The sequence below is a fragment of the Flavobacterium flevense genome (genome assembly GCF_900142775.1).
GTDB classification, from domain to species: Bacteria; Bacteroidota; Bacteroidia; order Flavobacteriales; family Flavobacteriaceae; genus Flavobacterium; species Flavobacterium flevense.
Map to the genome: position 1 here is coordinate 127,568 of NZ_FRCC01000009.1, position 15,752 is coordinate 143,319.

The window sequence follows — 15,752 nt, forward strand, 5'->3', positions numbered from 1 at the left end:
TAAGTACTAAATACGTATTTAAATAAGTATTTTTACTTAATTATTTTGCAAAACCTGCGTTTTCGCAACTTTTTAAACGTTTCAAGTACTTAAATTTGTCAAAAAATATAAGTAGTTATGGAAAACGCAAAATCATTATCCAAATCGCACCGAATGTTATTTCTCAATACATTAGCCTTTACAGTATGTTTTGCCTGCTGGACGCTAAACGGTGTATTAGTAACCTATCTGGTAGACAAAGGTATTTTTAACTGGGATGTAATTCAGGTAGGATGGCTTTTAGGAATTCCTATTTTAACAGGAGCCGTAATGCGTTTACCACTCGGAATATTAACCGACAAATACGGCGGAAAATACGTGTTTTCATTATTATTGCTATTGTGTTCCATTCCGTTGTTTTTACTTCCGTTAGCTAATAGTTTTACCATGTTTGCCCTTTTAAGCTTTTTATTTGGGATGGTAGGAACCAGTTTTGCAGTAGGAGTAGGTTACACCTCCATTCTGTACCCCAAGGAATGGCAGGGCAGGGCACTTGGGATTTTCGGAATGGGAAATGCCGGTGCAGCAATTACAACATTTATAGCACCGTCATTACTCAATCAGTTCTCTGCTAATGATCCTGAAAACGGTTGGAAATTATTACCCGTGATTTACGGAGCAGCGTTATTAATTATCGGAGTATTGTTTTTGATTTTTGCAGAAAATAAAAAGATGGAAAAAAGCACTAAAACCATTCCGCAAATGCTGAGCACCCTGACAAATGTTCGTGTGTGGCGTTTTGGAGCATACTATTTCTTAGTATTTGGTTGTTTTGTAGCTTATTCCCAATGGTTGTTGCCTAATTTCATGAATGTGTACCAAACCAGCTTAGTCATGGGCGGAATGTTTGCTACGTTGTTCAGTTTACCATCAGGAGTTATTCGTGCCTTTGGCGGTTATTTATCAGATAAATACGGAGCCCGAAAAGTAATGTACTGGGTATTGGGATCCTCTGTAATCCTTAGTGCTTTATTGATGGTGCCTAAAATGGAAGTTACCACAGCAGGTTCAGGAATTATGGCTAAAAATGCCGGAATCGTTACTAATGTTTCGCCTACCCATATTAAAGTGGGAGAGACCGATATAGCTGTAATGGCCAAAAAAGAAAATGTTACCGATGGCGCTACGATTTTACCAACCAAAACCTCCTGGCAGGAAGTAATAGTGTCCGAAAATCAAAGCGTGGCTAAAAAAGAATTGCTGGCTAAAGGAATAACCAAAATCAAGTTTGACGCTAACATGTGGGTGTATCTTGTCTTAGTTATTTTGATAGGGATTTCCTGGGGAATAGGGAAAGCGGCAGTTTACAAACACATCCCCGAATATTTCCCTACCGAAGTAGGCGTTGTAGGCGGAATGGTAGGATTACTGGGCGGTCTGGGCGGATTCTTTTGTCCTATCATCTTTAGTTACCTGCTTAATTTCACCGGACTCTGGTCCAGCTCATGGATGTTTGTATTGTTGTTCTCCATCATTTGTCTGGTATGGATGCACATCACCATCACTAAAATGATGAATAAAAACGAACCCAATTTATCCAAACAAATAGAAACTAAAAACTAAATTCTAATTACTATACACAACTGGAAACCATCCTTTTCAATAAAGGGTGGTTTTTTTATGGAGCTGATCCCGCTGTCCGCTATATCTTTTTATTTTTTTCCCCTTTTATAGTTTTTAAACTCTAAAAGGGGAAAAAAATAAAAAGGATGCCGCTACCATCAGGGCTAAGGCATCGGTTACCAAAAGAAAAATAAACTCCAAATCCAGCGCAAATCCTTAATGAAATAATTGACAAATAAAAAGGGTTGCGGAAATTTTTGTAAGATTTATTTATATATTAGCTAAAAAAGTAAATTCTGATGATGTCAGATAAAGCAACCCGATTTAAGGATGATAGGTCTGGTTTTATCAGACCTATATACTAGTTGGGCACAATACGCAAAAAAACGAAATAAAATGGAAAAATTCTTACTGTCAACCTATTTAATTAAAATTCAGAACAAGTCAAAAAATGACCAAATATTAAGTAGATTTAATGAAACTGAAGATTTTTTTAATTATTTTCAAACTTATCTAAACGATATTTTTCAAAATATTGTAAAGACAAGTGATTCTAAAAATAGCGTACCATTACATTTAACGTTAGATACTTTACCAACTATTGACGATGAAAATCGTTCTATTTACGGTTACTTTTCGGCAGGTATTAGCGGTGAAGAATATAATGTATTGGATCCAGAAACTAGAGAAAGAGTTGCCGAAATTAAAAGAAATCATGCAGCTTTTAGAGAATTATTTTTCTATGTCAAAATATCAAAAAACAAGGATTATGCATCATTGATTTTACAAAGAAAATCAAAGTTTGGTATTAAAATGGTTTTGTTAAAAACTTTAAATAATCATTTTAAGCAAAAAGGATATTTAGATAATTACATCTTCATCAATAATATTATTCACGGAAGAGTATATAGAAAAATGATGGATAATGGAAAATTAAAAAAAGTTGATTTAATAAAAAGAAGATTACCAAACTCGATAGAAGAATATTTTGAAAATGGAAATATTGATCAACAAATACCTGGAGTTCTGAAAACCTCAATGGTTTCTAGTACTGGTTTACCGCAGAATTACAAAAATTTTGTAGATTATCTTTTTACACATCAAGACAAAGAACGAATTGAAATAGTTGATAATGAGTTTGATGAAGTTGAGTTTGAATTAGAATTGAATGGAAAGAAAAAAACTTTCTATGTAATGAATAAAAGCAGAATACAACCAGATATTGACGTAAGTTCAGAATTAGAATATAATGAAAATGGAAGTGTGAAAATTGAATCACTAATCTCACAATCAGAGGAATTAATAAGAGATTTAATAGAATTGAGAATTAGCAATGATACAACGAATTAATATATACAGAATCGTAAAAGATCATTTAAAAACTTTACGAAGTTTAAACCAATCTTATAATTTTATAAATATTGGTGATTTTTTATTGTTTTTTATAATTCCAAGCGTAATCTCATTAACTCTAACTTTACTAAATTACAATTTCATTAATCAACTTGACAATTTAATTGCTTCAATCTCAATTTTGGGAGGATTCTTATTTAATTTATTAGCTATTATTTATAGTCAAATTGAAAACATAAAAATTGACGTTCAGAAACTAGGAGATAGTGATAAAAATAAAATTGAGAAACAAATTAAAAATAAATTCATAAATGAAATACATTCAAATATTTCATTTGCAATAATTTTATCAATCTTTTTAATATTATCACTTTTATCAATTACAATTGATATTCCTGAATATAAATATAAAACAATCATAGAACACATATTTATATTCATAAATTATTTTCTTATGCAATTATTTACTCTAACACTATTAATGATAATAAATAGAATATATATATTGTTTAAAAAGACAGCTGAATAAGTACTATGCATAACACACGCTACAAGCAATTTGGGCATTAGGCTTAATGGAAAAATTAGTTTGTATTTGAAAGATTTAGCAAACCGGAAAAATAACGCTGATTTAATCCCAAACCCGCTGTAGTACAAGAACATTATGCGTCATTTAACCGGAAAACGAAATGAAAAAAGGACTTTACATAATAATTTCAATTTTGTTTTTGAATTGTGATGGAATTTCAAAATCAGATAAACAGGATTTTGGAAAAGTAAAGATCAGTAATGAAATGTTTACTCAAAATTCTCCATTTGAAAACTTATTTATTTGTAAAGATAGTATCGAAGATTTTGATAATGGATATTCAAAAATTGAAATAAATCAAGAGAATCTAAAAATATTAAACTCTAAAAATGATGGTTACGAATCCACGCAAATTGCAATTGAAATTGACAAAAACTTAAAAATTAATAATGTTGAATATTCGTATGGCGATGATGTGGAAGATGGATTAAAAACAGAATATGAAGTAATTGACGCTAAAATCAACATGGACAAAAATCCATTTGAACAAAATTCAAAACAAATTACTGCGTGTTATTTATTAAGAATTAGAGAAACAAATATTCCAAGCGAATTTTGGAAACCCAAAAAAGTAACGGAATATTATTTCAAAGGCAAAATTGAATGTAAATAACAGCCAGTAACATAAATGTTATAATGGATGATTTGCAAATTTGAAGAAGTACCAAACCCGCTGTAGTTCCAAGACATCCGTTTTACTCAGAACACTAGAAATGAAAACCTTTAAAAGAAATGAAAAAACTCATTTTATTACCATTATTACTGATTTGTGTAAATACATTTTCACAAACTAAAAGTAAAAAAGATACTTTCACTTTATTGGTTACTAAAGTACTCGGAGATTTAAACAAAGACAATTTAGAAGATAAGGTTGTAGTTACTCAGGATACTATTAATGAAAATGCTCCTTATAAACTTCAGATATTTTTTGCTCAACCCAACGGTCAATTTAAATTAATTGCAACTTCTACTAAAATAATTGCACCACAATACCCCAATGGAAGAGATGGTTATCGCACGGGTGATGGATTTCTGGATGTTACAATTATTAAAGGAATAGTTAGTGTGAATTTTGGTTTACTAAGAGGGCATTTTGAACATAAATTCAGATTCCAAAACGGAAACTTTGAATTAATTGGGTTTTCATCTGTATCATCTGATGGACAAGGGAAAATGTACACTACTGATTTTAATCTTTCTACCGGAATAAGAATTGAAAAAATAGAAAATTATGGTGAAGATGACGATGGAGTTTCAAGTAATATAAAAAAGAAAATACTCCTAAGACCTTTACCGAAAATTCAAGACGTTGAACCTTATGAAAACGAACTATACTAAAAAGAGCGAATTGCCAAACACATTCGAGCAAGAAGAAACTAAAAAGAAGTCTCTAATTAATGAACTTAAAGATGGTGAAAAAAGTGGTAAAATAAGCAACTTTGACCTTAATAAAAATCTTGAAATGGTAAAAGCTAATTTTGAAAAATAATACGTAATTGTATCGCAAAACGGACAAGTTTACTTCCATTCAATCTATTAAAAATACATTTAAAGTTAAATCGGTATTACATATTATGTTATTATTGTATATTCGGTTAATTAACGTAATTTTGTAAAAAATAATCATGGCTACACTACAAAATATATTAGCACCTGCGAATTGGGAACTTACTTCTCCCACTGAACGCTTATATACATCAGACCATGTTATTGACGCCTACTTAACAGGTAAAAACGAGGCATTAGAACAAACAGAAAAATTAATTATTGATAAATTAAAAACCAATATAAATAACTCTGGTTCTCATACCAATGAAATATTAAAATATTTAAAAAAACAAAAGTTTAATCCAATTGGAGCTTATTTAAAAATAAACTCATGGGATGATTTTTCTATTTTATTAATTTTACCTGAAAATGAATTTCTAAGTGATAAAATTTTTTCTGTTTACGATTATCTTACAAATTTGGAGGACAGTGTAAGTTCCGAATTTTATAAACTAAATATTAGTATCTACGATACTAATGGAGAGATTGATGATAATTGTATTAAAGCAGACGGTTTTAATTTGAAACACAAATCTTCAAAGTAAAACATGAGTAAGGAACATGCGAAACATAATGAAGATGTTTGTGATTTTCTTATTTCCAATGGGAAATTTACTGATTGGATTGTTACTACTTCTTTTTATTCTGCGTTGCATTATGTACAACATGAAATTTTTCCTTTAACAGAAAACGGAACTACTTATCCACATTTTAATACTTATTATAATTCAGTATTAAAAAGTAGAAGAATCTCTAAACATGAAGGCACAAAGCAACTTGTTAGAGTTCATATTCCAACTTGTTTTTCCTATTATAGATGGCTTTTGGATGCTTGTATGAATGCAAGATATTCAAATTACATAGTGTCTCCCGCTAAAGCAAATCTTGCAAAAACAAATTTAGAAGAAATAAAAAAACATCTTAAAAAATAGATTTAAAAAACATCTTTGTTCATAATTGCGTATACTGCTAACTGCCACTACAACGGATTTAGGTATTTGACTTGATGGAAAGATTTTTTTGAATTTTAAAAATTAGTTTCTAGCCAAAATATACACTACAATCCTACTCTTCATGCTGAAAACTTTTTAATTACCTTTGCCGCATGAATAAGAAACAACATTCCAACAATATACTTTTAAATTTAGGCATCGAAAGCCTGAATGAAATGCAGCAGGCAGCACAGGAAACCATCTTAAATGATAGTAATGTTTTGCTTTTATCGCCTACAGGTTCGGGGAAAACGCTCGCTTTTTTACTACCCGTTTTAGAAATGCTACAGCCGGAATTTCTTTCGGTGCAATGTTTAATCTTAGTTCCTTCGCGTGAATTAGGATTGCAAATTGAACAGGTTTGGAAAAAAATGGGAACTGATTACAAAGTAAATGTATGCTACGGTGGACATTCCCTTGAGACCGAAATTAAGAACTTAAGCAATCCGCCTGCCGTTTTAATAGGAACACCGGGAAGAATCGCAGATCATATCGAAAGAGGAACTTTCAGAGTAGATAAAATCCAGACATTGGTTTTAGATGAATTTGATAAATCGTTGCAACTGGGTTTCCACGAGCAAATGTCTTTTATTATTGGGAAATTATCTAAAGTAAACAAGCGTGTGCTGGTTTCAGCAACTTCAGATATTGATATTCCAAAATACACCCGTGTGGTGAACCCAACGATATTAGATTTTATTCCGGAGAATGAAGAAGCATCGAATCTTTCGACCCAATTAGTTATTTCTAAAGAAAAAGATAAACTCAATACGTTGTTTCAGTTGCTTTGTTCGTTGCAATCGGAATCGGCAATTGTTTTTTGCAACCACCGTGACGCTGCCGAACGCATTAGCGATACTTTGAACGAAAAAGGAATTTATTCTACGTATTACCACGGCGGAATGGATCAGGAGGAACGTGAACGCGCCCTGATTCAGTTTCGAAACGGAAGTGTCAGCTATTTAATCACGACTGATTTAGCCGCCCGCGGACTCGATATTCCTGAAATGAATCACGTAATTCATTACCATTTACCGTTAAAAGAAGACGAATTCACCCATAGAAACGGACGTACAGCACGTATGACGGCTACGGGAACGGCTTATTTGATAGTACATGAATCGGAGAAAAAAATGGATTATGTAGATTATGAAAATACTCCGGTTCTTTCGGTAGAAAACGCTAAATCGTTGCCAAAAGCGCCTCAATTCCAAACGATTTATATCAGTGGCGGAAAGAAAAATAAACTCAATAAAATTGACATTGTAGGTTTCTTTTCCCAAAAAGGAAAACTGGAAAAAGGCGATTTAGGTTTGATAGAAGTAAAAGATTTTATTTCGTTTGCCGCAGTGAAATTCAGCAAAGTAAAAGATTTATTGCACAACATTCAGGACGAAAAAATGAAAGGCAAGAAATATAAAATCCAGGTCGCCCGAAATGTGATTAAAAAAGTAGAGGAGTAGTTTTTTAGTACTTAGTCAATAGTCCTAAGTCCTTAGTTTTCTTTAGTACGGGAAACTCTTAATACAGTAATAAAAAAACGTTAGCAGAAATAATGATGCTAACGTTTTTTTTAAAATACTTTTTAATTAAGTACTAATGACTAAGTACTAAACTAGATTTTCTTCACATATTGTGTAATGATAACAATCTGCTGACCATCTACTTTTCCTTCAATATATTCGGCATTTTCGTGGTCTAAACGAATGTTTCTAACAGCAGTTCCCTGTTTAGCCACCATGCTGGAACCTTTTACTTTTAAGTCTTTGATTAAAACGACAGAATCTCCGTGTTCTAAAATTACGCCATTACTGTCGCGGTGAACAATTTTGTTTTCGTCATCTTCACCTTCGCCAGTTGCTTTTGCCCATTCCAGAACATCTTCGTCCAGATACATCATATCCAGTAATTCCTGAGGCCAGCCAGCACTACGCAAACGGCTCAACATTCTCCACGCTACCACTTGCACCGGAGTGTGTTCGCTCCACATGCTGTCATTCAAACATCGCCAGTGGTTTAAATCTTCGTTACCCGGATTTTCTATTTGGTCCACGCAAACAGAACAAGACATAATAGCTTCGTCAATTCCGCCTTTTTTAACAGGAAGCACTTCGTACACTTTTAGGTTTTCCGTTGCTCCGCAAAGTTCACATTTTGCACCACTGCGTTTGTTTAATTCTCTGTCTATGCTCATTTTATAATTGTTGTTTTTTTTTGGCGAAAGTACGGTTTTTAGTTATTAGTACCTAGTTTTTAGTATCTAGTCCTTAGTTCTTAGTCCTTAGTTCTTAGTGCCTAGTCCATAGTGCCTAGTCCATAGTGCCTGGTCAGTAGTTTTAAAGTAGTTTAGCAACTTCCCACTTCCCACTTCCCACTTCTGCCTTCTAACCTCTAACCTCACTTCACTCTTACCGCTTTCGGAACCAGCATTTCATATTCGCCACCATTTCTAAGCACATCCCTTACAATACTCGAACTAATGTACGAAGTGCTGGCTGCAGTTAATAAAAATACGGTTTCTATTTTAGATAAATGTCGGTTAGTGTGTGCAATGGCTTTTTCGAATTCAAAATCGGCAGGATTACGCAAACCACGCAGAATGAAATTAGCACCAATTTTTTTACAAAGGTCAATCGTTAAGCCTTCGTAAGTAATCACCGAAATTTTAGGTTCATTTTTGAAGGTTTCTTCGATAAATCGTTTTCTTTCTTCCAGAGGAAACATGTATTTTTTCTCGGCATTCACCCCAATGGCAATTACGATTTCGTCAAATAAAGGAATTCCTCTTTTGATAATATCTTCGTGACCTAAGGTTATCGGGTCAAAAGATCCCGGAAATATGGCTTTTTTCATTTTTTTTGATATTCAGTTTTTAAAATAAAAGGAATTTACCGCTATAAAGCTAAGCTCTTCGGATAGTTTTTATGGCAGTAACCCATTCTTTTTTATGACAGTTTTCACAACAGGCATTTTTATTACTTAATTCTTGTATGTTGCCACAAAAAGCACACGCATAAATTCCTGGTTTAGATATAGTATCCGATTTTTCATGATATAAGTCGGGTAAAATAGGCAGGCCATATTTCACTTCATTATCTTCATAATAAAAAACACTTATTTCTCCGCTGGGTTCTATAAAAGCCTTTTTAATCTGTCCTAAATGTTCCACAGATTTAACGCGAAGTTCAGAGAAAAACTCATCCTGAGCCAGACTTTCTTTTTTAAAACGATGAATCGAGAATTTTCCTTCGCTAATCAGACATACCGTTTTTCCTTCAATAAATTCTTCAAATTTTTTGCTTTTTGCAGTAAAAAAGGTAACCAAACGGTAGAGAGCAATTATTACCACAAAAACCAGAGCGGCAGGCACAATACCTACATCCTCATAAAACATGGGGTCGCCGGCTGCTGAACCCAAAGCGATGATAATCACGGTTTCAAAAATAGATAATTGTTTTACCCCTCGTTTTCCTGCTAATTTTAAAGTGATTAATAAAATTATAAACATTACAGTGGAGCGAAACAGTACTTCCCAAAGAAAACTTAGCGGTAAATCGTTAAATAATACTCTGTTCCATTCAAAAATTTCTTTCATGATTTTAAAGTTTTTTCGAAGATGCTAAGTTACAAAGTTTTTTAACAGCGAAAGGATGTTTTACAGGAGCCTTTTCCTGTTCCCGAAAGTTTCGGGCTAAACAGCTTGAATACTTTGTTGAGTTACTGGATGAGATTCCTCCTTCGTCGGAAAGACAAAAATGAGGGTAAATAGTATCGAATAAAAAAAGTCTTAAGAAGCAAAAACACGAAAATCTTCGTGGTTTTTGCGTCATTTATTTCTTTTTATAGATGAAATGATATCTTTCTCATATAAATCCAGTATTTCCTTTTTTGAATAAATAGCTTTACTTTCGGTGTAATTTTCAGGAATATCTATTTCGTCAACATCAAAAGGTAGGTTGGTCTGGTAGTCGTTTTGAGTGGTATAAATACTATCATTCGATATTTTGTCAATCCTAATTGTTGAATAATAACCGGTATCCAATTTTAAATTATAAACGTCACCACTTATCGGGGTTTTAATTCGTTCTTCTATTAGGTGGTTGTTCTCAATGTAATAATTAATTCCATACATTAAAAAACCAATTGCTAATGCAATTCCTGAATAAGTCCAAAAAGGAGTTTCAGTATTTTTTATTTCTTTTTGGTTGATTATTTTATGTTTGTCATTTTCTGAAAAGTCCTCATAATCCAAATCTACATTGCAATTGCTGCATTCCGATTCGAAAATTTTCCCAACTGGAAATAAAGGAATCATAGTTAAATGAACATATTTTGAATAAATTCTATAGGTTAATGAGTTGTTACCGGAGCATTTTGGGCAATCAACATCTTTAATTTGTCCTTCTTGGATTAGATGAGTTTTAGTTCCAATAAGTATAATCATATCGGTTTTGATTGGTGAAACAAATTTTAATAGTTCGGTTGTCAATAATAAGTCTTTTTTCTGACTAAAGTCAAAGATTTTTTAAAAGAATATTATGCTCTAATCTTTTAAATCTGAGGCAAGTAAATTTTGGATGTTTTATTAGCTAAACTGGTTACCGCAGACTTGTAAGCTGCCTACAAAGAAGAGTAAACAGCTTGAATACTTTGTCGAGCTACTGTATGAGATTCCTCCTTCGTCGGAAAGACAAGATTGAGGGTAAATAGTATCGAATAAAAAAAAGTCTTAAAACACAAAAACCACGAAAATCTTCGTGGTTTTTACTTCTTAAGTATGATTCTAAGAAATATTTTGATCGAATAATAATTTCACGATGCAATTTGGATTTTGTGTTCTCTATCGGCAGCATAGGAAAGACAAGCTCTGATTTGGGTTTCATTAAGTTCAGGGAAATCTTCTAAAATCTCATCAAAAGACATTCCGTTTGCTAACCAATTTAAAACATCAAAAACAGTAATTCGTGTTCCAATGATTGTTGGTTTTCCAAATCGGGTTTCAGAATCGATTGTGATATAGTGTTTGTAATCAATCATATTGTTTCGCTTTTTACAAAGTTAATGAAATAATTAGTTAGTTAGCCACATTTGATGATTCCTTACCGAAACTCAAAATAAAACCACAGCTTTAAAAGAATAAGCTGTGTTACTCTTTTAAAGCTGTAGCAAAAATAATTATGTATGTTTTAATTAGCTAAAGCCAATTCAATCGCATTGGTAAATAAATCGGTTAATGAAATTCCTGCTGCAGCGGCTTGTTGTGGTATCAAACTTTCGGTGGTTAATCCCGGAATGGTGTTCATTTCCAGCATGTGTGGTTCGCCGTTTACAATGATAAATTCTGAACGGGAGAAACCTTTCATTTTCAATACTTCATAAGCGCGTTTAGCAATGGCTCCCACTTTTTGAGTCATTTCGTCTGAAAGTCGGGCAGGGGTGATTTCCTGAGATTTCCCCTGATATTTAGCTTCGTAATCAAAGAAATCATTTTCAGAAACGATTTCGGTAATAGGCAAGACAATAATTTCACCTTTGTAATTGATGACACCTACAGAAACTTCAGTTCCGTCAAGGAAACTTTCTATGATAATTTCGTTATCTTCTTTGTATGCTGTTTCGATAGCTACAGGCAATTCGGCTTCGGTTTTTACTTTTGAAATTCCAAAACTGGAACCTGCTTTATTGGGTTTTACAAAACAAGGCAATCCTACTTTATTGATAATTTCGGTAGTGTTGATAGCATCTCCTTTGTTTAAATAATAAGAAATAGCGGTTTTGATTCCGTATGGTTTTAAAACGGATAATAAATCTCTTTTATTGAAAGTTAAAGCGGCCTGGTAATAATCGCAGGAAGTTTGCGGAATACCTAATAATTCAAAATAAGCCTGCATTAAACCATCTTCTCCCGGAGTTCCGTGAATGGCATTGAACACGCCGTCAAAGGTGATTTTGCTTCCATTGGCCGTTACTGAAAAATCGTTTTTATCGATAGGGAATTCATTATCAGCATCATCTACATACACCCATTTTTCTTTGAAAATATGGATGCGAAATCCGTTGTATTTATTTTGGTCTAAGAATTTGTAAACTACGTTACCGCTAATAAGTGAAATTTTGTACTCACTGGAATAGCCGCCCATGATGATGGCAATGTTTTTCATTTAGTTTCGTTTGTATGATAAAAAATCGATTTTTTTAGCCCCGATAGTAGTGGAAATCCTTTTTATTTTTTCTTTAAAAATAAAAAGATTGCAACGGATAGCGGGAAAAGCTCCTTAATCTTAGCAATGCCTGAAGCCTAAGTAGCATTAAACAAAATTATCATTTTTTTTGAAACGAAATAGCTTTATCTTTGTCACCTTTGAAAATATTATATATATGAGTTTACGTAAATACCTTACTAGTCGTACGTTTTTCGCACAGCTTTTTATTGCTGCTTTGATTATTGCTGTTTTGGGTTATCTTTTTATGCACTGGCTTACTTTTACCACAGATCATGGAAAAGTAATTACGGTTCCTGATTTGAGTAAACTAACCGAAGAGCAGGTAGAAGAAAAGTTAGATGAACTGGATTTAGCTTACGTTTTGCTGGACAGTGTAGATTATAGAAAAGGCTATCCAAAATACAGTGTAGTGCAACAGGATCCATTGCCGGGAGCTAAGGTTAAAGAAGGCAGAAAGGTATATATTAAGATTAACAGTTCCGGTTTTTCATCGGTTAGAGTACCGGATCTGATTGAGAAAACCTATCGTGAAGCCGCGCCAACATTAAGAGCACTGGGATTGCAAGAAGGAACAATTACTTATATTCCTAATCTGGGAAAAGATATGGTTCTGGAAATGCGTTACAAAGGAAGAAATATAAAACCGGGTGATAAAGTGTTGAAATCCTCTAAAATTGATTTGGTTTTAGGAGATGGAAAAGCGAGTTATGAAGAAGGTATTATAACAGATACAATAGCAACACCAACAGAAGAAGAATTGCCAAATGAACAATAATATTGAGCAGATTGAATTAGACGAAGAGGAATTATTTGAACATTTTAAATTTGAAGTTCCTAAAGGGCAGGCCTTCTTGCGAATAGACAAATATTTGATGGGTTTGATTCCCAATGCCACCCGAAATAAAATACAAAATGCCGCTACCGAAGGCAACATTTTTGTCAATAATGCTACGGTAAAATCCAATTATAAGGTAAAACCTTTTGATATTGTAACGGTGATGTTGTCGCATCCTCCGTTTGAAAATCATGTGCTTCCGGAGAATATTCCGTTGAATATTGTCTATGAAGACGAGGCTTTATTGTTAGTAAACAAAGAGCCGGGATTAGTGGTGCATCCGGGACATGGAAACTATACCGGGACTTTAGTGAATGCCCTGGCTTTTCATTTTGAGAATTTACCCATGAACAGCAGCGAGCGTCCGGGATTAGTACATCGTATTGATAAGGATACTTCAGGTTTGTTAGTTATTGCTAAAACCGAAGCTGCTATGACACATTTAGCCAAACAATTTGAAGCTAAAACTACTGAAAGGGAATATGTGGCTTTAGTGTGGGGAAATGTAGCTGAAGAAAGCGGAACGATTAATGGAAATCTTGCCCGTCACCTGAAAGACCGCATGCAAATGGCTGTTTTTGCTGATCCGGAAATTGGTAAGCCTGCTATTACGCATTATAAGGTTTTGGAGCGTTTTGGGTATGTAACTTTGGTTTCCTGCGTATTAGAAACCGGAAGAACGCACCAGATTAGAGCGCACATGAAACACATAGGCCATCCTTTGTTTAATGATGAGCGTTATGGAGGTCATTTGATTTTAAAAGGTACTACGTTTACTAAATACAAGCAGTTTATCGAAAACTGTTTTAAAGTATTGCCACGACAGGCTTTGCACGCAAAAACACTGGGTTTTATACATCCTAATACCGGAGAGTACATGCGTTTTGATACGGAATTGCCACAGGATTTTAAGGATTGTATTGAAAAATGGCGTAATTATTCGAAATCGCACGCTACGGACGAAGAAGAATGATCATTTTTACAGATATAAAAAAATCGGAATAGTATTGAATGCTGTTCCGATTTTTTGTTTTAATTAGTTATTTGAAGATTACTTTATCTAAAGCAACAAAATTTCCGGTACTTCCAAATCCGGTTCCGTCTTTTTTGTACCAGTTTCCGTGTTCTCCCACTACAGTAACCGTAAGAGTATAGTTTGCTTTTGGTAAAACCGGACTTAAGAATTTTAAGGAGTTTTCAGTGTATTTGCAATACATATCAATCGTTGATGATAGGACTGTTTTTCCTTTTTTGTTTTTGATAATAATGGTTGCATAACCGCCATCCACTTTTGAAGTCCCATAAAAACCAACTTGGCTTCCCTTAAAATCAACAGAAAAAGAAGCTCCTTTAGCATCAGATTGACTTATTATTGACGAATTATCATTCGACCAAATTCCGGAATATTGAATCGCTTTAGTATCGGTATTTTCAATTTCCGTATAGTTCATTTTGTGCGAAGTCCAGCTTCCTGTAGCCAAATCAATTTGCCAGCTTTGCTTATAATTCGGAAGTGAAATAGTGGTTCCTGAAATTAAAAGCGGTTGCCAGACATAAGTTGCCGCCGAATTTTGTCGGGGAAAAGCCCAACGATCTCCCATGAATAGATAGGTTGTGTCTTTTGAACCTGTTATGGGAAGTACAAATGTTGCTTGTGAGTTCCAGGTTAAGGAATCCTTTGGCGCAAAAATACCCTGTTCTTTCCAAGGTCCTTTTAACGAAGGAGCACTAAAATAGTAATTATCATTTCGTTCCCAGGATGTCAAACCGGAACCCAGCCAAAAATAAGTATTGTCTTTTTTAATAATTACCGGTGCTTCGCAGTGCGGGGTCATGTCTTTTACAATTTGTTCTGTCACACTTTTGTAATCATCGCTCAGTTTATAAAGGTTTCCTGAATGCGTAATAATATAACCACTGCCATCTGTATCCTGATAAGTGCCCATATCCCATTTTTTTATGGGTTTGTCGTCAAAAAGTATTGGTCCCCGGAAAACATATTCACCATTGATGGTTTTTGAGGTAGCATAGCCTATATATTGATCTTTGTACTTAAGGTCATCAACGTGCATGTACATGATGTATTCCCCGGTTTTTGGGCATTTCATTACTTTAGGTCTTTCGCCAATGCGATTGGAACTCAAATCCCCTGATTTTTGTACAGGCAATACCATTTTTTCAAATGTCCAGTTGTATAAATCTTTCGAAGAATAACAGCTAAAACCATTAAAAGCGTTGCTGATATCTGATTTAAATTCTCCAAAAAGATAATATTTTCCATTGTCTTTTACCATATTAGCTCCATGAGCACTAACTGTTTTTCCGTTATTATCAAACCATGGAATTCCGGAATAAATAGCATCTATTTTTCCTTTTTGGGCTGTAGCCAAGGAATAAATGGCAAAAAAAGCTAAGGTTAAAAAGGTTTTTTTATTGTTTTTTTGAAGCATGAAATTGATGTTTGATCAAGCTATTCACTTTAAAAAAGTTGGACACGAATTACACGAATTATCACTAATTCTAATCAAATTAAAATCGAATGACACAAATTTCTATCTGCCTTTGGCAGATTTGTGTAATTTATGGTGAAAATTTTTAAATGCGAATGC

General features: G+C 33.6%; 17 protein-coding genes. 10 read left to right on the top strand and 7 right to left on the bottom strand.

What is annotated here, in order from left to right; genetic code table 11:
- Positions 1–117: 117 nt before the first annotated feature.
- The 8 genes from BUB89_RS14800 to BUB89_RS14835 all read left to right on the top strand — a co-directional run bounded on the left by BUB89_RS14800 (position 118) and on the right by BUB89_RS14835 (position 7,547).
- Positions 118–1,602: an MFS transporter gene (locus BUB89_RS14800; RefSeq protein WP_073246370.1), complete on the top strand. Its 1,485-nt coding sequence runs from the start codon at positions 118–120 to the stop codon at positions 1,600–1,602.
- A 396-nt stretch (positions 1,603–1,998) separates the two neighbouring features.
- On the top strand, positions 1,999–2,952 hold the full coding sequence (locus tag BUB89_RS14805; protein ID WP_141384392.1) for a hypothetical protein: 954 nt from the start codon (positions 1,999–2,001) through the stop codon (positions 2,950–2,952).
- Between the two features lie 692 nt (positions 2,953–3,644).
- Positions 3,645–4,157 (top strand): hypothetical protein, encoded by a 513-nt coding sequence (locus tag BUB89_RS14815; protein WP_073246376.1) that lies wholly within the window; start codon positions 3,645–3,647, stop codon positions 4,155–4,157.
- A 119-nt stretch (positions 4,158–4,276) separates the two neighbouring features.
- Positions 4,277–4,882 carry a hypothetical protein gene (locus BUB89_RS14820; RefSeq protein WP_073246378.1) on the top strand — a complete coding sequence of 202 codons (606 nt, stop codon included), beginning with the start codon at positions 4,277–4,279 and terminating at the stop codon, positions 4,880–4,882.
- Positions 4,863–5,033 (top strand): type II toxin-antitoxin system ParD family antitoxin, encoded by a 171-nt coding sequence (locus BUB89_RS17895; RefSeq protein ID WP_083552825.1) that lies wholly within the window; start codon positions 4,863–4,865, stop codon positions 5,031–5,033. Before BUB89_RS14820 ends, BUB89_RS17895 begins: the two co-directional genes overlap by 20 nt.
- A 136-nt stretch (positions 5,034–5,169) precedes the next feature.
- Positions 5,170–5,637 carry a hypothetical protein gene (locus BUB89_RS14825; RefSeq protein ID WP_073246380.1) on the top strand — a complete coding sequence of 156 codons (468 nt, stop codon included), beginning with the start codon at positions 5,170–5,172 and terminating at the stop codon, positions 5,635–5,637.
- Between the two features lie 3 nt (positions 5,638–5,640).
- Positions 5,641–6,024, top strand: a complete 384-nt coding sequence (locus tag BUB89_RS14830; protein ID WP_073246382.1) for a hypothetical protein — start codon at positions 5,641–5,643, stop codon at positions 6,022–6,024.
- Between the two features lie 173 nt (positions 6,025–6,197).
- Positions 6,198–7,547, top strand: a complete 1,350-nt coding sequence (locus BUB89_RS14835) for a DEAD/DEAH box helicase (protein ID WP_073246384.1) — start codon at positions 6,198–6,200, stop codon at positions 7,545–7,547.
- Between the two features lie 152 nt (positions 7,548–7,699).
- Here BUB89_RS14835 and BUB89_RS14840 read toward each other — a convergent pair whose 3' ends face one another.
- The 6 genes from BUB89_RS14840 to BUB89_RS14865 form a co-directional block, all read right to left on the bottom strand.
- Positions 7,700–8,278 (bottom strand): PhnA domain-containing protein, encoded by a 579-nt coding sequence (locus BUB89_RS14840; protein ID WP_073246386.1) that lies wholly within the window; start codon positions 8,276–8,278, stop codon positions 7,700–7,702.
- A 203-nt stretch (positions 8,279–8,481) separates the two neighbouring features.
- On the bottom strand, positions 8,482–8,937 hold the full coding sequence (coaD, locus tag BUB89_RS14845) for a pantetheine-phosphate adenylyltransferase (protein WP_073246388.1): 456 nt from the start codon (positions 8,935–8,937) through the stop codon (positions 8,482–8,484).
- Between the two features lie 49 nt (positions 8,938–8,986).
- Positions 8,987–9,679 (bottom strand): DUF421 domain-containing protein, encoded by a 693-nt coding sequence (locus BUB89_RS14850; RefSeq protein WP_073246390.1) that lies wholly within the window; start codon positions 9,677–9,679, stop codon positions 8,987–8,989.
- 231 nt (positions 9,680–9,910) lie between these two features.
- The gene (locus tag BUB89_RS14855; RefSeq protein WP_073246392.1) at positions 9,911–10,528 is read right to left on the bottom strand and encodes a zinc ribbon domain-containing protein; all 618 of its coding nucleotides are present in this window, start codon (positions 10,526–10,528) and stop codon (positions 9,911–9,913) included.
- 368 nt (positions 10,529–10,896) lie between these two features.
- Complete coding sequence (locus BUB89_RS14860) at positions 10,897–11,121, bottom strand: DUF433 domain-containing protein (protein ID WP_200806836.1); 225 nt, start codon at positions 11,119–11,121, stop codon at positions 10,897–10,899.
- A gap of 149 nt (positions 11,122–11,270) precedes the next feature.
- A complete protein-coding gene (locus BUB89_RS14865; protein WP_073246394.1) occupies positions 11,271–12,245 on the bottom strand; it encodes a D-alanine--D-alanine ligase in 975 nt (324 codons plus the stop codon).
- Positions 12,246–12,462: 217 nt separating this feature from the next.
- Here BUB89_RS14865 and BUB89_RS14870 point away from each other — a divergent pair, with 217 nt between their 5' ends.
- Together BUB89_RS14870 and BUB89_RS14875 are read left to right on the top strand one after the other, a co-directional pair.
- Entirely contained in the window at positions 12,463–13,083 is a 621-nt protein-coding gene (locus BUB89_RS14870; protein WP_073246396.1) for a PASTA domain-containing protein, read from the top strand.
- A complete protein-coding gene (locus tag BUB89_RS14875; protein ID WP_073246398.1) occupies positions 13,073–14,116 on the top strand; it encodes an RluA family pseudouridine synthase in 1,044 nt (347 codons plus the stop codon). Before BUB89_RS14870 ends, BUB89_RS14875 begins: the two co-directional genes overlap by 11 nt.
- A gap of 67 nt (positions 14,117–14,183) precedes the next feature.
- Here the strand turns inward: BUB89_RS14875 and BUB89_RS14880 are convergent, their stop codons facing one another.
- Complete coding sequence (locus BUB89_RS14880; protein WP_073246400.1) at positions 14,184–15,593, bottom strand: family 43 glycosylhydrolase; 1,410 nt, start codon at positions 15,591–15,593, stop codon at positions 14,184–14,186.
- Positions 15,594–15,752: the final 159 nt, after the last annotated feature.